Genomic DNA, 25,571 nt, shown 5'->3' with positions numbered 1-25,571 from the left:
GTCGCCGTACTTGTTGCCGCCGAAGCGCGGGCCAACGGCTTTCATGCTGCCGCTCGTCTTGCCGGGCAATCGGTCACTGCCTGCTCGATCCTCGATATTCGGCTGCGAGAGGCGCTCTTTCCCGTCGAAAGAGGATTTGATTGAGGCCGTGTTGCGGCTCTATAGTGAAGGCGTCGTTCACGAACTTTTCGATCCGGTCGCGCACATCAGCGACCCGCGCGAGCAGATCATTGAGTTCTTCGACGTACGAAAGGTTACCGGTCGAGTGCTAACGCGAGGTTGCCTGGGGACGAAGGCGGCACAGGAATATGCCGGGAAGCACGAGGGCATTGTAGAACTTGGCATAGCGGCAAGTTCACGCGGTGAAGTGAAGTTCCTCGAACTGTGCAAGCGGGCGGGCTTCGCCAAACCTCAGTGTCTCGCCAAGCAACTCAACCTGCTTCTTCAGGGGGCGTTGGCCCTTTCGCACGCTTCGGGCGAGACGTCGGCGTTCATGCTCGCAAAGGACGTGGCATCGGCGGTCCTGGAGAACGCGCCTTTGGTGCAGCCTACGCGTTCAGGATCGTAGCTTCAGAACGGTAAAGCCAGTGCGGCCGCCATTGGAAGCGGTCATACCAAAGCAAACCTTTCGGCCGGCCGGGTTGGGTCGGTTCATGCCTTTGGCATGCGCGCATTCGAATGACAGACTCGTCACGCCAGGCAGCGGCCGAAGCGACCCGGGCAATTCAGATAACGGACACTCGCAAAATGCAGTTAAACCAGGGACCACGGCTCGCAAGATCTGTCCGGTCCGAAGCGCGAGCCGCGGTCATTGTCGGTTTGTGTAGTCAGATCCAGCGAATAGGCCGGCGAGCAAACGGCGGCAACGATCTACTCCGGTCGCTCTGAGGGGAGCGCCGTGTTGCGCTCATCAACTGCCATCAAGTGATCAAGTAGTTGCTCGCAGTCGCTCGGAAACACGCAGGCCAGCGCGTACTCGCCGATAAATGCGTCGTGACCTCGCGGCAGCATATCCGCAATGCCGGGGAATTTCCCGCGAATTACGAGTCCCAGGCAGGACAACGCGGACGCGGGTAATGACGCAATACACCCGTCTATGCGTTGAACAACTCGCTGCGCGCGGCGTCCATGATGATCGCGACCGCCGGATGACTGATGCGACGCTCGATCGAAATCGCGAAGAATTCTTCGACAATGGTGCTGATCCGTCCGACCATCGTCAGTTTGTGCTCTGCCTGTAACTGGCTCTCCAGCACGGTTGGCGCGAACAGCACGCCACGCCCTTCGCGACCGAACGCCATGGTCATCGCTCCATCGTCGAATTCGCCGATTATATGCGGCGCGATGGCATGTAGCGCTAACCAGTGGTCCAGCTTGCGACGGACAGCGGAGTCCGTACCAGGCAACAATACAGGCACTTGGCCAAGCAGTTTCGGGAAGCTTTGCTTGTTGCCTTGCATCAGCGCGTACGCGCCAAAACAGCCTAGTGACGAATGACCGAGCTGGTGATTAAACGCCTTGACGTTCACGTCGGCAGGAATCGGAGCATCGGCGATGATCAGATCGAGCCGGTGTACCGCCAGTTGCGCGAGCAGTGCGTGCAGCTTGCCTTCTTGGCAGATCATACGCAGCGACACCGAGGCGCCCAGCGCCGGTTCCAAGAGCCGGTAAGCGATTGCCTTCGGCACGGAATCCGCAATCCCCACACGAAACCGCGTTTGTGCGCCGGATTCGCTCTCGCGGCGCACGGCACTCTCGAGTTCTGAGCCCAACGAGAAGATTTCGTCTGCGTAGCCAAGCGTCAGGCGGCCCACATCGGTCAGTTCAAGCGTGCGCCCATTTTTCCGAAACAGCTTCTTGCCCAGCGCTTCCTCGAGCAGTTTGACCTGTCCACTGAGAGTCTGCGGCGAGATGTGCAATTGCTCGCCAGCGCGGGCGATTCCCCCTGCATGCGCTGCCACCCAGAAGTAATGCAAATGCTTAAAGTTCACGCGAGCCTCCGAGATGAACAAAGCTACGGTTTTTCCGGACGATTAGCAACGAAAATACGAATTTTATATTCTGTCCAATTCGGTTAAGTTCAGACATCACGTCCGGACGCCAGCGGGCGCTAACAAACAGCGGAGAGGTGGGATATGGCATCCATTGCGCAACTCCTTCGTTTTAGAGTTGCGCAGACAGCGTGGGCTACCGAGGCATTCGCATCAGTCTACGACGCGAGTGCGTCATGGCTTGCCGGGCACGTCGGAGCGCTAAGCGTCGCGCATAAAGGGCGCCCGGCCGGGATCGTCACCGAGCGCGATGATGCCGGGAAAATTGTCCTGATGGACCGTTCGTCACGGCATACGCAGGTATTCGAAATCATGTCGACACGTTCCGCTACATCACCCCGCAGCAGACGACCGACGAATGCATGGCGCTGATGACCGAGCACCGGCTACGTTATCTGCCCGTGATCGTGGCTGGAGAGGTCATCGGAAAGGTGTCGATCGGCGACCTCGTCAAGAACCTGATTGCTGATCAGGAGACACGATCCAACAACTGTTGCGTTACATTCACGGCAACGCCTCTCAGCGCGGCCACATTGAATTGAAGACGCAATCGGCGGCAAGTTCGATGAGTCAGTAGTTTTGCTATCCGTATTTTTATCGCATGGGCTATACCAAACGCGTGATGACGGAAGTACCGCGAATCAACAGAAGAGGCTTCTTATGTTCAAGCAATTCATCAATCAGGTTCGGCATGCGGCCGGTGCGATAGCGCGCGGAACCGCGGCATTTGGTCTGGCAGGCTTGCTTGCTCTAGGCGCGGTGGCCTCGAACGATGCCGAAGCGAAGCGGGTAGGCGGTAGCCAAAGTATCGGGCGTCAGACGCAAGCGGCGCCGCAGTCTGGGCAGGCGCAACGTAGCCAGCAAGCCCAGCCTGCGCAGCAGGCCGCGCAGTCGCCTGCCGCAGCGGCGGGCAACCGCTGGATGGGTCCGCTCGCCGGCTTCGCCGCAGGCCTTGGCATTGCGGCGTTGCTGTCATCGTTTGGCCTGGGTGGAGAGCTCGCGCAAATGCTGTCGAATGCGCTGCTCATCGGGTTAGTGATTTTCTGCGGAATGTTGCTGTATCGCTTCATCGCCAACCGGCGTCGTCCGGATCTCGCTTATGGCCCGGGGGCTGCGAGCCGCCAGCAGACGAAGGGCTCGCCATTCCGGAATCGGTTCGGGCAACAGCGTCCCGAAGCCGATTCCGGGGGCTGGGGACGCCCGGCGGTAGGGGCGGCTGCAGCTGCGGGAGCGGTGACAGCAGCGGACCTCTCGTCAAAGGTTGATCTGGCCGCTCTTCTGGTTTCGGCGAAGGACATGTTCATGCGTCTTCAGAGCGCATGGGACCGGAACGAGCAGGGTGACATGTTCGAGTTGACGACGCCGGAGATGTTCATGCGGCTCAAGCAGGACCTTGAAGCGCGCGGCCGCGAGCGCAGCGTAACGGAAGTCACGCGGCTCGACGCCGAGGTGCTGTCCACGGAAGGCAATGCGGACGAAACGCTGGTAAGCGTGCGCTTTCACGGTCAAATGCGGGAGGATGACAATCCGACCGCAGAGCCATTCCAGGAGATCTGGAATTTGGTGAAGGGCACGCACGGCGATCAGACGTGGCGACTGGCCGGGATTCAGCAGATAACCGGCTAGAGGGACCGTTAGAGAAGGGGGCACAACCGGTGGGATCGTTCATTTCACTGCTCATCTCTAAACCGATGGCGAAATGGACAACTGGGACGCGTGTCATTGGCTCGCCAAGGAATCCGACCGAGCAGTGTTGGTCGATACGGTACGGGAGCTTGCGCAGCGTGCTGAGATCGGTATGCCGCAAGTCGCCATTTTTGAAGGGGCGCCGAACGCATTCGCGACAGGTGCTTTCAAGAATTCCGCGCTGGATGCCTTTGGGAAGGACTGTCTCAACAGCCCGTTCGTATTCTCATTGGAGCCGCGTTGCCACGGATGCTTGGGGTCACAGAAATACACGGCAATGTCAGTGGCGATGGTGAACCGTTTGTGCCCCGCCATCTCGGTGCCGCGATCCCAGGTAAGCGATTTGTAGAGCTCTTGCGGAAGCTTGCCGGCGTGTTTGATGAGCGCGTTGGCCACGGTTTCACTGTCTCCTTGCTGTCAATCTCGACCAGCATGACATAGCGTGTGTGTCGCTCTACAAGCGTTGCAATCTGGCTGTTACCGCTGCCGCACAGGAGGTCGCCTTCCCAGTGCCCCGGAACGGCGCGGTCCTGCGCCATGGGCCAGCTGCTCGGCGCGTCTGGCAATAGCGCGCTCGCCGGGCACCCGCACGGGATGATCCGTCGTGCGCGGCGGATTGCTGCGGCAGGCATCGTTCAGCCAGTCCATTTGCCTTTGGAACGCATCAATACCGCCGAACGCAGCCGGATCATGCAGCGACATGAAAACCGTCGCGCCCCATCCTTCCTGCGGATCGGCACGGCTGAAGCCGGCAAGTCCACCGGTGAGCGCTTCGATCATCAACGCCATGCCGAACCCCTTGTGACCGGCTGACAGTCCGCCTAGCGGCAGGATCGTCCCGGTGGATCGGTGAACAGCACGCCGGGGTCGCGCGTCGCGTTGCCGCGCGCATCGATCATCCAGGGTTCATCGAATGACTGGCCATGCTTATGCAGGCCGGCACTCATGGCGTTGGTCGTTACGGATGACGATATATCGATCAACATCGGCGTCGTCGATGTCGGGATGCCAAGCGCGATCGGATTCGGCGTGAACAAGGCGCGTGTGCCGCCGAAGGGCGCCACGCTCTGCACGCTCGGATCGGAGCTTGCGAGCATCAACACCAGATTCATCTGCGTGGCGCGCAGAAGATACGCAGCAAGGCAAGCAATGTGATGACCTGCGCCGAATCACAAGCGTGGCGGAACCCAGTTCGCGCGCGCGTGGGGCAAGGCATCGATACCGGCATGCACGAGCGAAGGTCCGGGCAGACGGCGCCCATCCCATAGCAACGCCGCCGGCCGGTCCGAGATGGCTTGCGGCAAACCCTCCCGGGTCATTGCGCCTTGCTCGAGTTGCTTCACATAACCGGGTAGCAAAGCGAGTCCATGTGTGTCATGTGCGAGCAGGGCGCCTTCGACGAGCGTATGCGCGACGTTGTGCGCATGAGCGCTTTCAAGCCCCGCCTTGCAAAGCACTTCGTTTGCATATTCGACGAGCGCGCTCGCCTCGTAGTGGACTGTGTCCATGCCCTCTCTCCCTTGATGAATGTGCCGAGAAAGACGACACGAAACGCACGATAGTACATAGCAACAACGCTGAGAAGACGTTGATTCAACGATCAAGTATTGTGCGCTGCAGGGCGGCTCACCTAGACTGGTTTCGTCGATGCAGCAACAGGAGATTTGAGCCGTGAGCAACGAATACATTACCGGCAAGGTGAAGGCCATCATCGGCGCACAGACGGACTGGGTCACGTCCACTCATCCCGTCGAAGCGAGCGAAGTGCGCCGCTTCCACCACGCGACCATGGACGACGCGCGCCGCTATTGGGACGAAGACTGGACCGCGACGAGCCGTTACGGCGCGCTGGTTGCGCCGCCGGGTTTTCCGGTGCATGCGTTTCGCAGAGCGCCGGCATCGCCCGATCCGCTCGATGACATGAACAAGCCCGATTACGATGGCCTGAGCCGCAGTTTCAGCGGCTTGCCCCCAGTCGAAGTGGAGTTGCCGCGTGACCTGAACGGCGGCTACGAGTACGAGCTTTATCGCTATGCACGGGTGGGTGAGAGGGTGCTGCGTCAGGCACGTTACAAGGAGATCGTGCAGCGCGCTGGCAAGAGCGGACCGATGGTGTTCGTCATCATAGAAGAGACCTATGTGAACGAGAGCGGCGAGAAGCTCATGAAAGTCACCAACACTCAGATCATGCGCTAGGCGGGAATCATCATGGCCGACTTGTATTTCGAGGATATCGCGGTGGGCTCCGAGATTCCATCGCTCGTCAAGGGACCGATGACTACGGCGCACATCGTGCGCTGGTCGGCATCGATGGAGAACTGGCATCGCATTCATTACGACTGGCGCTTCGCGACGGAGCACGACAAGCTGCCCGACGTGATGGTCAACGGATCGTGGAAGCAACACATCATGCTGCAACTGCTGACCGACTGGGTAGGCGAAAGCGGCTGGGCATGGAAGCTCCAATTCCAGTTTCGCGGCATGAACGTGCCGGGCGATCTGCTCACGGCATGGGGACGCGTGACCGGAACCGAACGGCGCGGCGGCTATGGTCTCGTGCATCTGGAAATCGGCTTGCGCAACCAGGAAGGCAGGGAGAGCACGCCCGGCAGCGCCACGGTCGTGCTGCCGTTGCGCAATGGGGCGCCGGTACCCTATCCGTTCGATCCCGCCGTGCTCGAAGAGGCAGCATGAGCGCCGCCATGTCCACGGCGCAAGCGCGTGAAAATCGTGCGATTGCCGCGCCGCTGGCCGGTGTGCGCGTGATCGAATGGAGTCATTCCATGGCCGCCGCGTTCTGCGCGCGCATATTGTGCGACCTCGGCGCGCACGTGCTCAAGCTGGAACCGCCCGGCACCGGCGATGCACTGCGCCGCATCGGACCGTTCGCGCCCGATGCGCCTTATGGCAACGATGCGGCGCTCTTCGCCTATCTGAATCACGGCAAGCAAAGCGTGACGCTCGATCCGTCGCACGTGCAGGGCGCGGCGTTGCTGCGGCGTCTCGTCGAACCGGCCGATCTCCTGATCACTTCGGATGCGACGCGTCTCGCGGCACTGCAACTGGATGGCGATACGCTGAGGCAGATCCAGCCGGCTCTCGTCACGCTCGCAGTCACACCCTGGGCGACTCACGCATTGCCCGACGCGCCGTCCGCTTTCACCGACTTCACGCTCACGCATCACGCAGGCTATGCGTTCCATCAGGCGCGTCCCGTGCATGCGCCGGATGAGCAGGCGCCCGTGGCCTGTGCGGATCGCGAAGTGGCGCTTGCCACGGGCGTGGCTGCCGCCAACGCAGCGCTTTGGGGCTTACTCGAAGCGCAGATGAATGGCGAGGGGCGCAGTATCGAATGCGCGGAACTGGATGTGATCGCCCACTTGCTCATCGAGCCGGTCGCCGATTATGGCCGTGGCGAACGCAACTTCAGCCGTCTGCGCGAAGAACTGCAAGGCACCGAAGTCGCGGGCGGGCTGATCTGGCTTCTGCCGTGCAAGGACGGCTTCGTGATGATCTCGCCGCGCGAGCAGCATCAGTGGGAACGGTGGGTCGAACTGCTGGGTAACCCCGCATGGTCGCGAGATGCGGCGCTATGCGGCGAGCGCACGGCGCGCAACGAGAACTGGATGATCCTGCAAGACGAAATGTCGAAGTGGACGCGCGAGCACACCCGCGCCGACGTGTTCGAGCGCGCCCAGGGCGCCCGCGTTGCATGCTTTCCCGTAAGCGGCGCGCGCGATCTGCTGGACAACGCTCAACTGAACGCGCGCGGCTTCTTCGATCGCTGGCAAGGCGCGGGCGATACGCCGTTGCCGATGCCCGGTCTGCCATTCGCCATGCGCACGACTTCAGGCGCGGAGTTGCCGCGCGCACGCGACGTGGTTTCGCCCGCGCTGGGTTGCGCCAATCGCGCGATATTCGAAGAGCGGCTCGGGCTGTCGCCCGACGAAGTCGAAGCGTTGCGCCTGCACGGAGTGGTGTGATGACACAGAAAGCATTAGCGGGCTTGCGCGTCGTCGATTTCAGTTGGGTGCTGGCCGGCCCGATGACCACCAAGATGCTGGCCGGCATGGGCGCGGAGATCATCAAGATCGAATCGTCGACGCGGCGCGAGCATACGCAGCGTCAACCGTGGTGGGCCGTGGTGAATGCGGGCAAGAAGAGTTGCACGATCAACCTGAGCCGGCCGCAAGGCCCAGAGCTGATCCGCCGCCTGATCGCGCAGAGCGACATGGTCGTCGAGAACTTCTCCAACGGCGTGCTGGCGAAGTTCGGCCTCGATTATGCGACGCTCGCCGCCATTCGCCCCGATCTGATCTTCGTGTCAGCATCGGGCACGGGCCGCGAAGGGCCGCAGCGTGATGCGCTCGCCTACGGGTCGCTATTGCAGGCATATAGTGGCCGCGCCAGCGTGGTCGGCACGCCGAACGAGCGCGTCGAAGCCATGGGCATCCTGCCCGCATGGACCGATCCGATCACCGCGCTGTGGGAAAGCTGCGCGGTGCTGGCGGCCATCAGGCATCGGCACATCAGCGGCGAGGGCGCTTACATCGACCTGTCGATGCTGGAGAGCACGGTCGCGCTTCTGCCCGAACTGCTGTTTCGCGAGTCGCTCGGCAGCAAGACGCCGACGGCGACCGGCGCACACGAAGCCGACGCCGCGCCATCCGGATGCTTCCGCTGCGCTGGCGACGACGCCTGGCTCGCCGTCTCCATCTGTGACGACCGGCAGTGGCGCGGGCTGTGCGACGCCATGCGCAAGCCCGAACTCGCCGCCGACTCCCGCTTCGCCGATGCACTCAGCCGCGCGGCGCATCGAGCCGAAGCGGAAGATCTGATCGCGGCATGGCTGCACGATCAGCCGCCCGCGCGCGCGCTGGATGCGCTGCACTCGCGTGGCGTGCCGGCGGCGCGTTCCAGACACATCGGCGCGGTGATGGAAGACCCGTATTTCGCCGATGCCGGGCTATTTCCGACGCTTCCCGACGGCTCGCGCAGCATCGCGCTGCCGTGGCGTGACAGCGCTGGCTTTCGCGGCGATTTCACGCCGCCGCCGCGTCTTGGCGAACACAACGACTACGTATTCGGCGAATTGCTCGGCCTGGACGCGCACGAAATCGAAACCCTGACCGAGGCGGGCGTGTTGCGCTGACGGCATCGCATCCGCGGAAAAAGCGAACATTCGAAGGAGCAGCGAACATGAAAGAGAAAGTGATGGTGTGCGAAGTCGGGCCGCGTGACGGCTTGCAGATGGCGCACGAAATCATGCCGACCGCACTCAAGACGCGCTGGATCGCGGCAATTGCGCAGGCGGGTATAGGCGAGATCGAGGTCGGCAGCTTCGTGTCGCCGAAACTCGTGCCGCAGATGGCGGATACCGACGCCATCGTCAGGGCTGCGCTGCAGCAATCCGGCTTGCGCGTGATGGCGCTCGTGCCCAATCTGCGCGGCGCGCAGGCGGCGTATGCAGCGGGCGCGCATGGCGTGGGCGTGCCGGTCTCGGTGAGCGAAGGACACAGCCGCTCGAATACGCGCAAGGGAACCATGGAGCAGGTTGAGGAAGTGCGGCGCATCGTCGAATGGGTGCGGGAGCAGGAGCGGCCCATGGCTATCGAGCCCGGTTGCGCGACGGCCTTCGGCTGCGCCATCGATGGCGTCATCCCCATGCGCAAGGTGATCGAGACGGCGGTAGCGCTGGCCGAAGCGGGCGTCGATGCCGTCGCGCTCGCCGATACCGTCGGCTACGGCAATCCCTTCCAGGTGCGCAACATGGTCAGGGCCGTGCGCGCGGAGATCGGCGACAAGCTGACGAAGCTGCATCTGCACGACACCATGGGGCTCGGGCTCGCCAATGCACTGGCGGGTCTCGAAGAGGGCATCCGTTCCTTCGATTCGGCGCTCGCGGGTCTCGGCGGCTGTCCGTTCGCCCCGGGCGCGTCGGGCAACATCGTGACGGAGGATCTCGTGTTCATGCTGGAGAGCATGGGTTTCGATACGGGCGTCGACCTCGAACGGCTGATCGCCGCGCGTGAACTCCTGCACGAAGGCCTGCCCGGCGAGCCGATGTACGGGCAGGTGCCGAAGGCCGGCATTCCGAAGACGTTCCATCCGGCAGCCGAGCTTCAGGTTTAGAAAGGAGGCTTCTTCCATCTCAGGGCTACTGGCATGACCCGATTGTGAGCATCCACGCGTTTGATTATCTTGTGGTTCACTGTGCCCCGTCTGGCGCGTCGACGCCGGCAGTTTTGCACGGGACCGGAGCGCCCGCCCGCGCGCGTGCTCCGGGTCGACAGGAGACCGAGGTGCAATCCAAACCGCGAGATGCCGCGTACGCCGGGCGGGGCGCCGCCCCCGACGCGCCCGGAGACTACCTGACGCGCGCCGAGACGCTGGCGCTGCTGCAGATCAAGTTGCAAACCTTATACGCCTACGTCAGCCGTGGCCTGATCCGCAGCGTGCCGCAGGGCGACAAGGGCCGCCGGCTGTATGCGCGGCAGGATGTCGAGCGCATGAAGTCACGCGCCGATGCCCGCAGCGGTCATGCACCCGTCGCCGCCGCCGCCATGCGCTGGGGCGAGCCGATCATATCGAGCACGCTTACCGAAATCACCGCCGATGGCCCGCGTTATCGCGGCGTGGCGGCGCTCGAACTGGCGCGCCGCGGACAGTGCTTCGAACAGGTGGCGAAAGCGCTCTGGAATCCCGGCTATGACGTGACCCTGTCGTGGCAGCCGTGCGGCCGCACGCTGCGCTTCGCGGACGCCTGGTCGCGCACTGCGGGTCTGCAACCGCGCCGCGAACTCGTGCGCTTCTTCGCCGATATCGCGTTGCGTTTCGGCGGCGAGCATCTTCGCGCGCTGCAGGCCAAGGACGCGCAGCTCATCGAATGCAGCCGCATGATTGCAACCATGGCGCATTGTCTTGCGCACTTGCGGCGCGCTTCGGGCGGCGCGGCGGCGAGCGTTGTGCGAAAGCGCACCGACGGCCTCGCCGCGACGCTCCTGAAGGTGCTGGGCGGAAGCGCATCCACCGCGCATTGCACCGCGCTCGATGCCGCGCTCGTGCTGTGCGCCGATCACGAACTCGCGCAGGCGACCTTCGTTGCGCGCATCGCGGCATCGGCGGGGGCGGATATCGGCGAATGTGTGGCGGCGGCGATCCTCACGCAAACGGGTCTGACGTCCGCGCGCTCCTACGAAGCGACCGAAGACCTGTTGCGCGCGTGCCGAACCACGGCGCAGGCGCAGCGGCTCTTCGAGGAACATTACGCGGCGCATCGCAATTTGCCGGGCTTCAATCATCCGCTGTATCCGGATGGCGATCCGCGCGCGAAGTATCTGATCGATCTCGCGCGGCGCCTCGAAGGGCATCATGCGGCAGTCGAACCGCTCTTCGCGGCGCTCCATATCGCGGCTGGCCATGGATGTCTGCCGAGCCTCGAAATCGGCCTGACGATGCTGACCGTGGCGCTGGGCCTGCCGCCGCGCAGCGCGTTCTCCCTGTTCATCATCGGACGGCTGGCGGGATGGGTGGCGCACATCATCGAGCAACGCGAATCAGGCGCATTGATTCGGCCGCGCGCCGATTATCTCCAGGCGAGGGACGAGCACCTGCAGCCCGTGGACGGCGCGCTCCTGCCGCCCTGATCGCCGCGCACGGCGTGAGACGACATGGAACCATTCGACCGGCCCCGCAAGGGCCGTTCTTTTTGGCGCGAGGCAGGCATGTTGATTCAACGATCAAGTATTGTGGGCCATGCCATGCGTCACTAGACTGGGCTAATCGAAAGGAGACAGCGGCCCGGACCAGCTCACGCGCTTCAAGATGCGCAACGTGTCGGCGATCCATACCGTCCTCATCGAATAGTTAGTATCCCCGATATTCACGACCGGCACGGTGCGCATTCGACATCCAGCCGGCTGCACAGGAGGAGAAGAGGATGAATACCCCGAACAGGGCCATTGGCGCCGATGTCGCCGGCTCGCTCGACAGCGCGGATTATCCGGCGCGCGTCATCACGGCAGGCGGTGTGACCGCACGTTTTGACCGTTTGCCGATGACCGCGACGCTCTGGAAGCTCCTCACCCTCGTGGCGCTCGGCGGCTTCTTCGAACTCTACGACGTGTACTTCGCGGGTTACATTGCGCCGGGGCTGTTTCGCTCGGGCATCCTCACGGCGACCACGCCTACCTTCTTCGCGATGAACGGCCTCGCGGGTTTCCTCGCTTCGCTGTTCATCGGGCTTTTTATCGGCACGATCTGCTTCGGCAGCCTGGCGGACCGCTTCGGGAGGCGCCGCGTGTTCGCTGCCTCGATGCTGTGGTATTGCATTGCGACCATCTTCATCGCGTTTCAGGACACGGCGCTCGGTCTGAACGTGTGGCGCGTGATCTGCGGCATCGGCGTGGGCGTGCAGTATGTGACGATAGATTCATATGTCTCCGAACTCACGCCGCGACATGCGCGCGGCATGGCGTTCGGGCTCGTGTATGGCGTGGCGCAGATTTGCGCACCGCTGATCGCGTTCCTCGCCTGGGTGCTGGTGCCTATTGCGCCGCTCGGTTTCGAAGGCTGGCGCTGGGTGATCGCGCTGGGATCGGCGGGCGCGTTGCTCGTCTGGTATCTGCAACTGCGGCTGCCGGAGTCGCCGCGCTGGCTGGTGCAGAAGGGGCGTCTGGATGAAGCCGAGCGCGTGATGCAGATGATCGAAACCCGCGTGCGCCGCGAATACGGCAAGGACTTGCCCGCACCGGCCGAAGCGCCCGAAGCGGAAGAGCAGGAAGGCACGTTGCGCGAGGCGTTCAGTCCGCAATACCGCAGCCGCACGCTCATGCTCGTGGTGGTGAACTTTTTTCAGACCATCGGTTATTACGGCTTCGTGAGCTGGATTCCGACGCTGCTGATTGCCAAGGGCATCATGGTGACGCGCAGCCTCGAATATACGTTCCTGATCGTGCTGCTCTATCCAATTGCACCGTTCATCGTCATGCTGGTGGCGGACCGCTTCGAGCGGAAATGGCAACTGGTGTGCAGCGCGATCTCGGTCGCGGTGATAGGCGTGATCTTTTCGATGCTGAAGGCGCCGGGCTGGTTGATCGCGGTGGGTATCGTGCAGACGCTGGTGGTCAATTGGCTCTCCACCATCGTGCACACGTATCAGGCCGAGCTGTTCCCCACGCGCATGCGCGCAGGCGCGGTGGGCTTCGTGTATTCGTGGAGCCGCTTGTCGTCGATCTTCGTCGGCTTCTTCATTGCGTTCTTCTTGCGCGAGTTCGGCGTGCCGGGGGTGTTCGCGTTCATCTTCGCGGCGATGGCTATCGTTGTGGTCGCGGTGGCGCTGTTCGGGCCGCGTACCACGGGTCTTGCGCTCGACGAGATCGCGCGTTGATAGTGCAGGTTTGACGCCCTGGCCGAGCATCGAATGGATTCCGTGGACCCGCAGGTCGTATCCGGCACCATCAACGGACGCCTGGATCGGCAGCCGATGACCCGGCACATGTGGAGGCTTCTGCTGCTGATCGCGGCCGGCCGCCTCTTCGAACAATACGACATCTACTTCACCGCCTACATTGCTCCGGGTCTGGTTCAAAGCAAGCTGCTGACCTCGACCACCGCATCCTTACCGGCAATCGTGCTGTTCGGGTCGCTGCTGTTCCCGATTGCCGAAGGGCTCGGCGTGCATCCGGTGCATTACGCGATGATCGCCATTCTCGGCATGGGCATCGGCCTCTTCGCGCCACTGTTCCGCGTCGGGTATTACACCGCGCGCGATCAACCGGATTGCGCCTGAGGAAGGCATGCGGCCAATCGTGTCATATATGGTTGCACTCGGAATTGGACTGATTCTGGTGGCGGCGGTGCCCTGGATTTCCATCGGGTTTCTGTGATTTCGAACGTAAGAACCGCACGTCCCATGAACGCTGAAAATGCCCTTCCCGACGCAGCGCCAACGGGGACGGTTCAGACTGCCTCCAACCCCGGTTACGCGAAAGCGCATCCCGTCTCGCGCGCTTTCGATGCCTTCTCCAGCACGGTGACGCGCCGGGCAGGATCGTCATTTGGGTTCGGGCTTGCGGTCATTCCCGTGGCGGCCGTCTGGCTCGCGTCCGGCCCGGTCTTCAAATTCTTCAAAGGACGGCAACTCGTCATCAACACGGACACGACCATCGTCACGCTTCCGATGGTATGTCCATTCAGCAGAGTGCCAACAAGGACAGCGTCGCAGCTCGGCTGGACGGAACGGCGCTGGCGCGGCCACCGCGGCACTGGTGGCGTCCCAGATCGAGACTCGACAACTGGCGGGGCAGCAGGCGCAAGAGCCGCCAGTGCGTAAAGCGCTCGAGACGGAGATCAGACGTCTCGGCGAGGAGGCGGTCACGAGCGAGAAGTGGAAAGAGTACGCGATACAAGCTGGACAGCGTCGTCTTGAGAAATCCCAGAGACGTCGAACGCTAGTGTCTCAGCGGCTCCGAGCGACCGATTATCCAGAGGTGAGTCCAGCCTAGCCTGCCGAATGCCATTCTGCTGAACCGCCAGTTCTCCTCACGCGGCTGAATTCGAAAGGGTGTTGCAGGAAGTTGGCAAACGGTCATTGCAGATAGGGACTGGCTTTGACCGCAAGGGGTCGCGTTCGGCAGTGCACGCTGCGACCGCATCTTTGGGCGATGGACGTACCTGTGAAGTTCAGGTACCGGCCACTTACCGCCAGTGGCCGCTCGTTGCTTATGCCCCTGGAGTGCCGGCTCAGTCCTTCACAACGGGTGTTTACGCGCATGTGACCCGGAGCCCGTCATCTGACGAAAGGGTCGCTCTCTTCCCTTGTTCGTAGCCAGTCGATGAAATCTCTCATATGCACGGGCTTATCGGCATCGAGCGGGACCAACGCATGGTAGGTCGCTCCCTTTGACGTCAGATCGGGAAAAGGCCTTTGCAGACGACCTGAAGTGCAATCGGCCTCGAGCGTGGGAAATGGCCCAATACCGAAGCCCAGGCCATCTGCGACGGCCTGCAAGGTTACAAAGTAGTGATCGAATCTCAGCGTTCGGCTGGCTCGAAGGGTTGGATGACCCACGGCCTCTGTCCAGCTTTCCCAATCCCTCGGGCGCGATTCCGTGGTAAGCCATGTTTCGTCGCCCAACTGCTCGACAGAAGATATTCCGGCTTGCGCGATCAGCGCCGGGCTCGCGATCACGGTGTTGCGCTCCTCGAAGAGTGGCCACGTCTGAAACTGGCCCTCAGGGGGTACTTCGCGACGAATCGCCAGATCGAAGCTGCCGCGCAGCGCGGAGTCGGTCGTCAGCGTCGTCGAAACGCGAACGTCGACGTCCGGGCGAATCGCGGCGAACAACGGCAGGCGAGGAATCAGCCAGCGCATCGCGACTGTCGCCGCCGCGCTGACCCGAATCACTTTGCGGTGCTGACTCTTGCCGTAGCGCTCGGCCGCGTCGGCGATATGGTCGAACGCCGCGCTGATTTCACGGGCGAATGCGCGCGCATGGGCGGACGCGACCATGCTCTGCCCCTCGCGCAAGAACAACGGTAGACCAAGCCAGTCTTCGAGAATGCCGATATGGCGGCTCACCGCGCCGTGCGTCAAGCTCAGTTCGCGCGCGGCCGCGGAATAGCTGCCCGCGCGCGCGGCGACCTCGAACACGCGCAAGGCGTTGAGGGGAGGCATCTTCGATCGCATGTGTGAGATTAATTAACGGGCTGTGGGAAATTTTGTCGATTGTGTGAGCGGATTGCTCATCATACGCTGAGGTCATTCCAGTCACACAATCAAAGAAGGTGCCCCATGGCCCGCCAAATCAGCGTCAATTCCCGGACTTATCAGTGGCCTTCTGCTCCGACGATCGTCGTGTGCGTCGACGGATGCGAGCAGGAGTACATCAATCAGGCGATCCTCGCGGGCAAGGCGCCGTTCCTGGCCAGCCTGCAGTCGATCGGCACAGTGCTGGCGGGCGACTGCGTCGTGCCGTCGTTCACCAACCCGAACAACCTGTCGATCGTCACGGGTGCGCCGCCATCGGTCCACGGCATCTGCGGGAATTTCTTCTTCGACAAGGAGACTCAGGCCGAAGTCTTGATGAATGACGTCAAATACCTGCGCGCGCCGACCATACTTGCCGAGATGGCGCGCGCGGGCGGCGGCGTGGCCGTGGTGACCGCGAAGGACAAGCTGCGCAGCCTGCTCGGCCATCGGCTGGAGGGCATCTGCTTTTCCGCCGAGAAGGCCGACCAGGTGACGCGTGCGCAGCACGGCATCGAGCATGTGGTGGAGCGGGTCGGCATGCCTGTGCCGTCGGTCTACAGCGCCGAACTCTCGGAATTCGTGTTCGCGGCCGGTCTGTCGATCCTGCGCGAAGAACGCCCGGACCTCATGTACCTCTCCACGACCGATTACGTGCAGCACAAGCACGCGCCCGGCACGCCGGAGGCCAACGCCTTCTACGCGATGATGGACGGTTACCTGCAACGTCTCCACGACGAGGGCGCCGTACTCGCGCTCACCGCCGATCACGGCATGAACGCGAAGACCGATGCGATCGGCCGGCCCAACGTGGTGTACCTGCAGGATCGTCTCGACGCGCAATTCGGTGCGCAGCGCACGCGCGTCATTCTGCCTATCACCGATCCGTACGTCGTCCATCATGGCGCGCTGGGCTCCTACGCGACCGTCTACCTGCGCGATGGCGATGACGACGCGCGGCAACGCGAGGTGATGGCATTCATCGCGGCGATTGGCGGCGTCGAGGCGGTGTTGACGCGTGCTGAGGCGAGCGAGCGATTCGAACTGCCGCCTGACCGTATCGGCGAGCTCGTGGTGCTCGGCGAACGATTGACGGCACTGGGCAGCGCCGCCGCCAATCACGACCTGTCCGGGCTCACCGTGCCGCTGCGCTCGCACGGCGGGCTGTCCGAACAAAAGGTGCCGCTCATTTTCAACCGCAAGCTCGTTGACATCGACAACACACGGCGCCTGCGTAATTTTGACGTGATCGACCTCGCGCTCAACCACCTCGCCTGATGGCGACAAACGGCTAGCGCGGCAAAGACCGCGCGCCACACGGAGACACCCATGCCCTTAGACACGCCGAATGTCTTGCCATACACGTCCGTCAACACGTCCACGACTTTCACGCAATTTAGATGGCGTGCACTGATCGGCGTGACCTTCTGCTATCTGTTCTATTACACCGGCCGCCAGACGCTAGGCTTCGCGGTTGCCGGTATTCAACATGATTATGGTCTGTCGAAGTACGAGCTCGGCTGGATTAGTGCCACGATGCTCTGGTGCTATGCCGGCGGACAGTTCATCAATGGCAACCTCGGTGACAAACTGGGCGGCAAGACGATGATGATCGCCGGGGCCGTCCTCTCATTGGCGGCGAACTGGCTATTCAGTTTCGGCCATACGTTCCCGTTCTTTCTGCTGGCATGGGGACTTAACGGTTATTTCCAGTCGATGGGGTTCGCCCCAGGCAGCCGCTTGCTATCCAACTGGTGGGACCACCAGCATCGCGGCTTTGTCTATGGCGTTTATGTGGGCTTTTCCGGGTTCTCTTCCGTGCTCGCCTATATCTTCCCGGTCGTCATTCTGGGCACGATGCAACTGGGCTGGGTCTGGATCTTCCGTCTCGCACCGCTGTCGATGTTGCTCGGCGCACTGGTGCTGTTGCTATTCGTTTCCGAGCGGCCCCAGGCTCGCGATCTGCCGGAAACGGGTCAATCGAATGACGCTGCGCCGCCCGACGACGCTTCCGGCGAACTGACGAGCGCGCAGCGTTACGCGCTCGTAATGAAGAACTGGAGGCTCTACATCACAGGTCTCGCGATCGGTTTCCAGAATGCCGCACGGTATGCGCTGGTGGTCTGGGTGCCGGTTCATTTTCTCGGCATCGACTGGAAGACTTCATCGACGCTGATCGACCCGAAATGGATCACGGTCGCGTTGCCAGTGGGCATGGCGCTAGGCTCCCTGTCGAATAGCTGGATTTCCGACGTGCTATTCCAGGGACGCCGTTATATGGCGATCGTCTCGTACATGGTGCTGGCTTGCGCCACAGCGATCTTCATGATGTTCATACCGCACGGCAGCATGCTCGCGATCGCACTCCTGTTTCTGTGCGGCTTCTTTGTCTTTGGGCCTGCGTCTTCGTTCTGGGCCTTGTGTCCTGACCTTTTCGGACGCCGGGCTGCGGGCACGGCGACAGGCGTACTTAACACCATGTCATACATGTTCGCCGGCGTCGGCGAACCGGTCATCGGCCGCATCATCGATACAACCGGCCATACGTCGATCATCTTTCCGATTGTCGCGGGGCTTTGCGCAGCGAGTGCAGTGCTTTCGATGTTGATCAAACGCTGATCGCGTTACGGCGTGCGAACGGAAAAGGGATCTCGAGATAGACCATTTTATCGTTGCAAGCTGATTCGTAACGGCCGCTTTGTTCCGGGGGGCGGCCGTTTAGCAGCCTGTTGAAATACCCTCTGCGCGAGTCATCCGGGCAGGAGGGGCAAACGTTGATTCAAGGAATCGAACGACACTGAGACCGAAACGATGCGCGGCGCGGACGGCTACACCGAATCGATGTTCACGATGACCAGACTGGATGACTTCGTTGCGGCCAATCACCCGCTGCGACCGATTCGGCTGTGGTTGAACGAAGCGCTCACACGCATGGACACGGTCTTTTCGCGGATGTATGAGAGCGACGCGAGGGGCGGTCGCCCGAGCATCGCGCCGGAGAAGCTGATTCGTGCACTGCTGTTGCAAGTGCTGTACTCGATTCGAAGCGAGCGCATGTTGATGGAGCAAATCTCCTACAACATGCTTTTTCGCTGGTTCGTCGGACTGGCGATGGACGATGCGGTTTGGGACCACTCCACTTTCAGTAAGAACCGCGACCGACTGATGGTTCATGATGTCATTGTCACTCTGTTCAACGAGACGGTGGAGACTGCACGTGTGCGCGGTCATCTGTCGGGAGAGCATTTCAGTGTCGATGGCACGCTTATTCAGGCTTGGGCTGGGCACAAGAGCTTCGTGCCCAAGCGAAGTCGGATGACGACGCGCCGCGCGACGGCGGTGGCGGTTCTCAAGAGAACTGGCATGGCGAGAAGCGTAGCAACGACACACCTGAATCCAGCACGGACGCTCAGGCGCGGCTGTTCCGCAAGAGTCGCGGCACGGGGGCGATGCTTTGCTACATGGGTCACGTGCTGACTGACAATCGACATGGTCTGGTGGTGAACGCACAGGTTACGCAGGCCAACGGCACCGCCGAGCGAGACACGGCAGCGAAGATGCTTGCGGAGGCCGCGCGATTCGCTGGCACGTCCATTACCGTAGGCGCTGATAAAAACTACGACACCGCGGGCTTCGTGGCAACGTGTCGCGCGAACAATGTCACGCCGCACGTGGCGCAAAACGTCGCTCGCGCAGGCGGCTGCGCCATCGACGCTCGAACGACACGGTGGCCCGGCTACTCTATCAGTCAGCGCAAACGCAAATGCATTGAGCAGGTGTTTGGTTGGAGCAAGACAGTCGGGAGAGTTCGGCAGGCGATGTATCGAGGCCTGAAGCGCGTCGACCAACTCTTTCTGCTGACCCAGGCAGCCTACAACTTGACGCGCATGCGAACGCTGGCCGCTCGGGCGGCATGAGAGCAAGCGCGGAGAAGAATGCGACATTAGCAGCACTTGAATCAACGAAGTTCGGCGTCAAATTAGTTGGGACTGCGCGTCGCGTTGCCTCTTCCGAGTGAGCGGGCGCGCGTTCAAGAAGGCATATTTCAACAGCCTGTTAGGTGATCGAGCTCCTCATCGGAAATATGTCCGTCGTTGAGACGTGTTACGAAGTTTCGCCGTGAAGGACTCCAGTTACGAAAGCAGCTTCGCGAGCTTCATCAATCCGGGCTTCTTTCTCGGACGTCTGAGGGCTGTTTAATTTGCTTCATTCGTTTCACGCCTACGGTTCTGAGCCAGACAACGCATGCGCTGACGGGTTGTCTACGGGTGAAGGGACGTAGAATCGTCGAGAAAAGTAAAATTCTCACAACCGGGAGTGTCGGCGGGGACCGCGGCGCAGTAGCTTTGCCATAGCCTGGAGATATGGATCGCGTTGCTTTCCTGCGCCTGCCCCTGAGCGTCATCCATCTCTCGGCTCTTCGTCTGGCCAGTCTCAGGCTCATACTTCTGCTTTATGTTCTCAGCCTGGGTATTCCGGGACGAGGCGATCGCACCGTGCGTGGCCGTCGTTTCAGCCTTGTCCTGCACCACCGTGGTAACAACCTCGTCGTTGACCCTGTTCAGCGTATGGGCGAGCTGCACCTGCTCGGTCAGATTTCGGTTTGCTGTCTTCGAATCGGCGACCTGTTGCCGGGCGAATGCCGGGCTTTCGTTGAGGGCATTGGCCTTGTGCGCCTGATACGCACCGTACGTAATCAGGCTTGCTATAAGCGCAAACACCACGGAACCGACAATGACGGCGGTGTTTACTTTCAGCATGTCGAACATGTCACATCCTCCAGAGCGGCTTTCCAGTGGGCGTAGCCCACGGCGATGGCATCAATGCTGTGTTCATCGAGGGATTTGAGTGTTATGTCGCCGTCGTAGTGCAGGTTAGTGAGGCGCAGAAGCGCCCACTTCATCCCATCCTTGTCAGCATTACCCTTGGCGCCCACTGCGTTCTTGACACTGGCCGGATCAATGAGATAGAGCGGCTTCCACGCGTCGTAGCGCATCACCGCTTGGCGGATGCCGCAGATGACTTCCATGAGTGGGCCGTGAGCCTGGGGACGGCGCAAGTTGATGAAGGGCGCTTCGCAGGTGATCATGAAAGGCTCGACGTCTTCGAAGAGGGCGAGAAGTGCGTCCTCGAGTGAAGCAATCCTCCCCAGGCGCTCGCCAAAGAGACGTGAGGTCCATAGCGCCTCCGGCGGCTGTGAGACGTGTAGTGCGTTGAGGGTATGCGCCGTTGTGCGGGTGATCTGCCGTGAGGCCAGATCGATGTGCAGCACAGCCGTGCCGAGATGGAGACTTCCAGGATCAATGCCGACGATGGATATCTCTCGTGCGGGGTCTGCCGGCATGCTAAGCATCGCACCTCCTTAACCGGTGGGGATCCCATGGTTGCGGGTGTCCTGAAGGACAAAGAGCGGCTCGGTGGACCCAATTGAAAGAATGTTGTTCACACCGCCGTTCTGATAATTCATCGCCTGATAGGTGTTGAAGAATGAACAGATCTGCGCGCAGATGACCTCGCTCATGTTGAACGAGCCGCCTGAAACTGGCACGTTCACGACCTTGTCCACGCCGCTCACAAGCCCAATCTCGTTGACTACCGCATACCTCGGATCTCCGTAGATGATGTTGGCGCAGTTAATCAGCTCGGTGACGTCTTGCGCACTAAACGACAGCTTCACGATGGCGGCTGCCGTGATGTAATCACCGGAGAGGTTATTGATCGATCCTTTCGCAGGCGTGGGTGGTCTCGGATTGAGGTTCGATGCGTCCGGCACATAAGGCGTGATCGTGGACAGGCCTTTGGACACCGTTACCATGTCCAGTTCGACGCCGACGCCGGTGAAATTGATGCGGCGCAGGAAGTAGCAGGCATACGGTACGCTGTTCCAGGTGATCACCTGCCGGAGCGCGTATTGCGCCATCTGAGAAGTGGACAGGTCCGCGCTCACCGGACGCATAATGAAAGGCAGGTGATTGAAGAGCGCCGCATCCGTTGCCTGATGTTGAGGGGGTTGCGAGAGCGCGACGCTGTCGGCGCCGGCCGTCACGCCCGCTCCGCCATTGCCGATGCAGTAGTAGCGCTGCGAGGGGAGAATGCCGGGCGAAGGCGGCACGCCGGCCTGTACACCAAACTTCTCGTTGAGCGTGGTGTTCGCCATCATCGTAAAGGGCAGATTCTGCAGCAGGCACGTCTGCAAATACGCGCCCCAGGCCGTGCGCTGACTTTGTTCCATTTCGCATTCCTGAGGAGGGGTGATCGGATACGGATCGAAAAGGTATTGCGGGGTGTGCTACTCAGACGGTGGCGTGTAGATCAGGCCGCTCAGGTTTTCGACACACCAGATATTCGAGATCTTGGGTAGGGGGTCGCGGGGCGCTTGCCACGGCGGTGGCCAAACACTGATGATCGAAGCGGCCCGATCTGCATCGACATGACGGACGCAGCCCCGTACACGCTTGAAGACATCCTGCTTCACCACTGGGCCTACTTCTCCAGTCGCGATCTCGATACAGCGTTTCTCGTCGTCAACAACGCGGTGACGGGAGAACCAATTGTCCCCATGACCGCGAAAGGTTCATCACATAGGCGGCGAGCGGTATGGCGCGGTCCGTGAGCAGTTTCTGGATGAGGGTGCGGAAAGTGGACTGCTTGCCCGCATTGCGCTTGATGTAATTGACGTTGCGGTATAGCCAGATGGACTGCACGAGCGTGAGCTGGTCGCAGTACGTATCGAGCCCCAGATGCGAAGCGAGATACTGCCTTACGTGACAACTGTGGGCTTCGGCGGTGCCGCAGGCTGCGAGGCGATACGAAATGATTGCCATGAGCAGACCGTAGTACAGGGTCGAATTCTGCACGGTGAAGTAAAGCTCATCACTGATCCCATACTGAGGATTGAACCACCGCACCTTGAATGCCTTGACCCAGCCCTGGAGCTTTTGCACCAGGCTGAACTCGTTGGGTTCGATCAGCGACGATGGCCATCCGAGGATGTCTCCGTCCGCAGCGTCGATCGCGGACTGAATGTCGACGGGATAGATGATTCCGAGAATCAGGAACACCTGCTTCGGGTATTGCGTGACGAGCTGCTGGTACTCCCACGTTCCAAACTGATAAGCGGCAGCCGTCGCGGTGTGAAGCTTGAGGTTGTTCACGGTGAAATCGATGATCTCCATGGTGTCGAGCGACTTCACATGCATGGGGGAATCCGTCGCGTGATACTGCCCCGCGATGTTCAGGTAGTACTTCCACGTGGTCGGCTCGGTCTCGTCAAACGCACTCGATCCGTAGTAATCGTGCACGTAGCGATTCAGCCCATCCACGCTTTCCTGCGACTTGATCGTAAGGGTCCTTGCGAGCTGGATGCACTGGTTGATGTAGACCTGTAACTCGTTCGACTTGCTCGATGCCACGACCGTGCTCCGGGCGTTCGGATTCCGGGATTCCTGAAAACAGAAAGGGGGTGCCACATGAGCTCAAGCGCCTATCGGCGTGTGATCGAATCGGCCGCGGCCGGAAAGAAATTCCGCGTCCTCCAACTCGTGCGCCGCGACCCGGAAACCGCCGCGATGCTTGCCAAGCTGGTTCCGTCGACCAACCCGCCGCAATACAACCAGGAGGGGCGACGCGAGATCACTCAGCCCAATCTCTACGAGTTTCGCGATGCCGCGGAGCAGACTGCCCGTAACGTCAACGACGCCGAAACCGTAATGGGCTTGCTGCCCGATATGGAGCTAGCACAGCAGGTGCTTGTAGCCAGCATCGGATCGCCGAAGGACATGATGTCGATCGATCTGACCTTTACACCGCCAGAAGGGTTGATGCCGCCCGACGTGAGCGGCGCACTCATCGATCGCTACCGCCGCCACTTTGAGCAGGTAGATAAAATTAAGGCCCTCATTCCGCAGATCTTGAGGTCTGCACTCTTCAGAACCGGCTCGTATTCGATAGCCGTGATCCCTGAGAATTCGGTGGACGCGGTGATCAACGGCGAGCAGCGTCTGTCGATGGAGGCGCTTTCAGAGCACATCTATGCCGACGGCACGGTTAGGCCGCTGGGGATACTCGGGCCGGTGCAGAAGTCTTCGCCTACCGAACAAAGAACGACCAGTATCCCGGCGGAGTCGTTCGCGGACTGGCGTTTTGACGGTTGGGAAAGCCGGCAGGTGGGGAAGGTTCGGTTTGACCTGGGATTTTCGCAGCCATTGCCGCCTGAGGATGTTTTCCTGACTGTAACTGACAACCCGACGGTGCTTAAGATTCCGGAGATCAAGCAGAAGATCCGCGAGCGCCGGATTCTCGCTTCGCTAAGATCGCCGGCACTGGAAGCTGTCGGCTACGGCCGAGAGATGTCGATTGCGGAGATGAACGACCGCGAATTGACAGGCGTGCTGTACCGAAAACGACAGTATGGGTATCAGCCGATCGCGAGCGTAAAGACCCAGGAGCAGCTCACGCGACGCACGGTCGGCAGTCCGCTGACCATGCACATCCCCTCGGAAGCGGTGATTCCGGTGCACGTGCCGGGTAGCCCCGAGCATCAGGTCGGATTCTTTGTGCTGCTCGACGTGAGGGCATCCGATCGTCAGGCAGGCCTTCAACGATTCATACCAGCAGATGTCGCAGCAGCTCAATACGGGCGGCTCGTTTCCCTCCGCGATGATCAACAAGGTGAAGTCGCAGATGGAGGGCTTCAACTTCACGAACCGGGAATCGCTCGACTACAGCGCGCGTGTTTATGGCGACATGATCGAGCAGGATCTGCTCGCGCGTCTGCGTAATGGAGTTTATGGCTCGGGTGTGAAGCTTGCACGGCGAGAGGAAGTTTACCGCGTGATGTTCGCGCGGGCGCTCGCGAAGCAAAACAGCCAACTGCTTCTCGTTCCCGCGGAGTTCATGACCTATTTCGCATTCCGGTTCAATGAAAACGGGATCGGGGAATCGTTGCTCGATGAAATCCGAATTCTGAACGGGCTGCGCACCACGTTGCTGTTCTCCAACGTCATGGCCGGCGTGCGCAATTCCATCGCGCGCACGGATGTAAAGATTAAGCTTGACGAGGAGGATCCGAATCCCGAGAAGACGATGGAAACCATCATGAACGAGACAGCGCGTCTGCGTTCAAGCCAGATGCCGGTGGGGATCAGCTCGCCCTACGACGTGCTGGATTTCATCGCTCGCGCGGGGTTCAATTTTGCGGTGGAAGGACACCGTGGTTACCCGGACGTCAACATCGACTTCGGAGAAAAGAACACCAGCTACGCCAAGCCCGATACCGACCTCGAGGACAACCTGAGAAAGCGAGCTCTCATGAAGGTGGGCACGCCGCCGGAGCTCATCGACACGGCGAGCCAGCCAGAGTTCGCGACGTCGATCGTCACGAGCAACACGCTGATGTCCAAGCGCGTGATGCAGCTGCAGGATGAATTCCATCCGCAGCTTGCGGCTCACATGCGCATCCACGTCATGAACACTGCTGAGACGATGGCGGATATGAAGCAGATCCTGCGGGACAATTTCACGAAACTAAAGTTCGGCAGGGACGAGCGGCAGGACACGAGACAGTATTCGCACCAGCCGCCAGATCGAAAGGCGGAGGTGCCGGTTGTGACCAACAGACCCGTCGGCGACAGGGACGTCGGAAACGAGCAGAAGGAGTATCTCGTTGAGCAGATCCTGGTCGAATTTCTGATGAATGTCGAGGTGTCGCTTCCGCGGCCGAACTCGTCGACGCTGGGGAATCAGGTGACCGCGCTCGAGCGGTACACCAAGGCGCTCGAAGCGGGGCTGGAAGCATGGATCTCCGAGAAGTTCTTCAATGCGGATACTGGCGGTGATGTCGCCGCGAAAATCGAAACGCTGAAGGAGGTGGCCAAAGCATACTTCGTTCGTCTGTACATCGTCGAAAACGGGATGCTGCCGGAACTCGCCCAACTCACGACGGTGGATGAGGACGGCAAACCGCTCGTGGATGTGTTCAAGATGCAGACCGACCACATCGAGCAACTGGGCGGCCTCAAATCTGAAGTGCAACACCTGTCTCATATAAGGTGTTGCGATGAACGAAAGAACCCAGTACAAGCAAC

19 protein-coding genes and 6 pseudogenes are annotated in these 25,571 nt (G+C 61.1%); 17 read left to right on the top strand and 8 right to left on the bottom strand.

Annotation, left to right across the window (positions count from 1 at the left end):
- Positions 1-43: 43 nt before the first annotated feature.
- Positions 44-568 (top strand): hypothetical protein, encoded by a 525-nt coding sequence (locus NCR38_RS27555; protein ID WP_250477902.1) that lies wholly within the window; start codon positions 44-46, stop codon positions 566-568.
- 526 nt (positions 569-1,094) lie between these two features.
- Here NCR38_RS27555 and nhaR read toward each other — a convergent pair.
- Entirely contained in the window at positions 1,095-1,991 is an 897-nt protein-coding gene (gene nhaR / locus NCR38_RS27550; protein WP_250477901.1) for a transcriptional activator NhaR, read from the bottom strand.
- A gap of 144 nt (positions 1,992-2,135) precedes the next feature.
- Here nhaR and NCR38_RS27545 point away from each other — a divergent pair.
- The 3 genes and pseudogenes from NCR38_RS27545 to NCR38_RS27535 form a co-directional block, all read left to right on the top strand.
- A pseudogene (locus NCR38_RS27545) lies at positions 2,136-2,628 on the top strand (CBS domain-containing protein).
- An 83-nt stretch (positions 2,629-2,711) separates the two neighbouring features.
- A complete protein-coding gene (locus tag NCR38_RS27540) occupies positions 2,712-3,677 on the top strand; it encodes a Tim44 domain-containing protein (protein ID WP_250477900.1) in 966 nt (321 codons plus the stop codon).
- A gap of 32 nt (positions 3,678-3,709) precedes the next feature.
- Positions 3,710-3,951 (top strand): annotated as a pseudogene (locus NCR38_RS27535) (zinc metalloprotease HtpX); the annotation flags it as partial.
- Here the strand turns inward: NCR38_RS27535 and NCR38_RS27530 are convergent.
- Positions 3,927-4,276 (bottom strand): annotated as a pseudogene (locus NCR38_RS27530) (IS30 family transposase); the annotation flags it as partial. The pseudogenes NCR38_RS27535 and NCR38_RS27530 overlap by 25 nt on opposite strands.
- Positions 4,215-5,245 (bottom strand): annotated as a pseudogene (locus NCR38_RS27525) (Ldh family oxidoreductase). The pseudogenes NCR38_RS27525 and NCR38_RS27530, both read right to left, overlap by 62 nt.
- A gap of 163 nt (positions 5,246-5,408) precedes the next feature.
- Here NCR38_RS27525 and NCR38_RS27520 point away from each other — a divergent pair.
- The 9 genes and pseudogenes from NCR38_RS27520 (at position 5,409) to NCR38_RS27480 (ending at position 14,070) form a co-directional block, all read left to right on the top strand.
- Entirely contained in the window at positions 5,409-5,933 is a 525-nt protein-coding gene (locus NCR38_RS27520) for a MaoC family dehydratase N-terminal domain-containing protein (RefSeq protein WP_250477899.1), read from the top strand.
- Between the two features lie 12 nt (positions 5,934-5,945).
- Positions 5,946-6,431, top strand: coding sequence for an acyl dehydratase (locus NCR38_RS27515; protein ID WP_250477898.1), 486 nt, complete (start codon positions 5,946-5,948; stop codon positions 6,429-6,431).
- Complete coding sequence (locus NCR38_RS27510) at positions 6,428-7,720, top strand: CaiB/BaiF CoA-transferase family protein (RefSeq protein WP_250477897.1); 1,293 nt, start codon at positions 6,428-6,430, stop codon at positions 7,718-7,720. The genes NCR38_RS27515 and NCR38_RS27510 overlap by 4 nt, the downstream gene beginning before the upstream one ends.
- Complete coding sequence (locus NCR38_RS27505; RefSeq protein ID WP_250477896.1) at positions 7,720-8,889, top strand: CaiB/BaiF CoA-transferase family protein; 1,170 nt, start codon at positions 7,720-7,722, stop codon at positions 8,887-8,889. Before NCR38_RS27510 ends, NCR38_RS27505 begins: the two co-directional genes overlap by 1 nt.
- A gap of 47 nt (positions 8,890-8,936) precedes the next feature.
- Entirely contained in the window at positions 8,937-9,869 is a 933-nt protein-coding gene (locus NCR38_RS27500) for a hydroxymethylglutaryl-CoA lyase (protein WP_250477895.1), read from the top strand.
- Positions 9,870-10,039: 170 nt separating this feature from the next.
- Entirely contained in the window at positions 10,040-11,383 is a 1,344-nt protein-coding gene (locus NCR38_RS27495; protein WP_250477894.1) for a citrate synthase, read from the top strand.
- A gap of 293 nt (positions 11,384-11,676) precedes the next feature.
- Positions 11,677-13,125, top strand: coding sequence for an MFS transporter (locus NCR38_RS27490; protein ID WP_250477893.1), 1,449 nt, complete (start codon positions 11,677-11,679; stop codon positions 13,123-13,125).
- 231 nt (positions 13,126-13,356) lie between these two features.
- A pseudogene (locus tag NCR38_RS27485) lies at positions 13,357-13,624 on the top strand (TRAP transporter large permease subunit); the annotation flags it as partial.
- Between the two features lie 26 nt (positions 13,625-13,650).
- Positions 13,651-14,070 carry a low affinity iron permease family protein gene (locus NCR38_RS27480; protein WP_311765933.1) on the top strand — a complete coding sequence of 140 codons (420 nt, stop codon included), beginning with the start codon at positions 13,651-13,653 and terminating at the stop codon, positions 14,068-14,070.
- A 456-nt stretch (positions 14,071-14,526) separates the two neighbouring features.
- On the opposite strand, the gene NCR38_RS27475 is transcribed toward NCR38_RS27480, so the two are convergent.
- Positions 14,527-15,426, bottom strand: coding sequence for a LysR substrate-binding domain-containing protein (locus NCR38_RS27475; RefSeq protein WP_250477892.1), 900 nt, complete (start codon positions 15,424-15,426; stop codon positions 14,527-14,529).
- A 105-nt stretch (positions 15,427-15,531) separates the two neighbouring features.
- Between NCR38_RS27475 and phnA the strand changes: the two genes are divergently transcribed.
- The 3 genes and pseudogenes from phnA to NCR38_RS27460 all read left to right on the top strand — a co-directional run bounded on the left by phnA (position 15,532) and on the right by NCR38_RS27460 (position 19,403).
- Positions 15,532-16,764 (top strand): phosphonoacetate hydrolase, encoded by a 1,233-nt coding sequence (gene phnA / locus NCR38_RS27470; RefSeq protein WP_250477891.1) that lies wholly within the window; start codon positions 15,532-15,534, stop codon positions 16,762-16,764.
- Between the two features lie 51 nt (positions 16,765-16,815).
- Entirely contained in the window at positions 16,816-18,105 is a 1,290-nt protein-coding gene (locus NCR38_RS27465; RefSeq protein ID WP_250477890.1) for an MFS transporter, read from the top strand.
- Between the two features lie 192 nt (positions 18,106-18,297).
- A pseudogene (locus tag NCR38_RS27460) lies at positions 18,298-19,403 on the top strand (IS5 family transposase).
- A gap of 345 nt (positions 19,404-19,748) precedes the next feature.
- Here NCR38_RS27460 and NCR38_RS27455 read toward each other — a convergent pair.
- The 4 genes from NCR38_RS27455 to NCR38_RS27440 form a co-directional block, all read right to left on the bottom strand.
- Positions 19,749-20,255, bottom strand: a complete 507-nt coding sequence (locus tag NCR38_RS27455) for a hypothetical protein (RefSeq protein ID WP_250477889.1) — start codon at positions 20,253-20,255, stop codon at positions 19,749-19,751.
- Complete coding sequence (locus NCR38_RS27450) at positions 20,240-20,839, bottom strand: hypothetical protein (RefSeq protein ID WP_250477888.1); 600 nt, start codon at positions 20,837-20,839, stop codon at positions 20,240-20,242. The genes NCR38_RS27455 and NCR38_RS27450 overlap by 16 nt, the downstream gene beginning before the upstream one ends.
- 9 nt (positions 20,840-20,848) lie before the next feature.
- A complete protein-coding gene (locus NCR38_RS27445; RefSeq protein ID WP_250477887.1) occupies positions 20,849-21,718 on the bottom strand; it encodes a hypothetical protein in 870 nt (289 codons plus the stop codon).
- Positions 21,719-22,010: 292 nt separating this feature from the next.
- Complete coding sequence (locus tag NCR38_RS27440; protein WP_250477886.1) at positions 22,011-22,898, bottom strand: hypothetical protein; 888 nt, start codon at positions 22,896-22,898, stop codon at positions 22,011-22,013.
- Positions 22,899-24,102: 1,204 nt separating this feature from the next.
- On the opposite strand from NCR38_RS27440, the gene NCR38_RS27435 reads away from it, so the two are divergent.
- Positions 24,103-25,571 (top strand): hypothetical protein (locus NCR38_RS27435; protein ID WP_250477885.1); only part of this gene is annotated, 1,469 nt, incomplete at its 3' end.

The sequence above is a fragment of the Caballeronia sp. INML1 genome, from assembly GCF_023631085.1.
GTDB lineage: Bacteria > Pseudomonadota > Gammaproteobacteria > Burkholderiales > Burkholderiaceae > Caballeronia > Caballeronia turbans.
The sequence above is the reverse complement of the archived record's forward strand: the minus strand, read 5'-3'. Positions and strand labels throughout refer to the sequence as shown.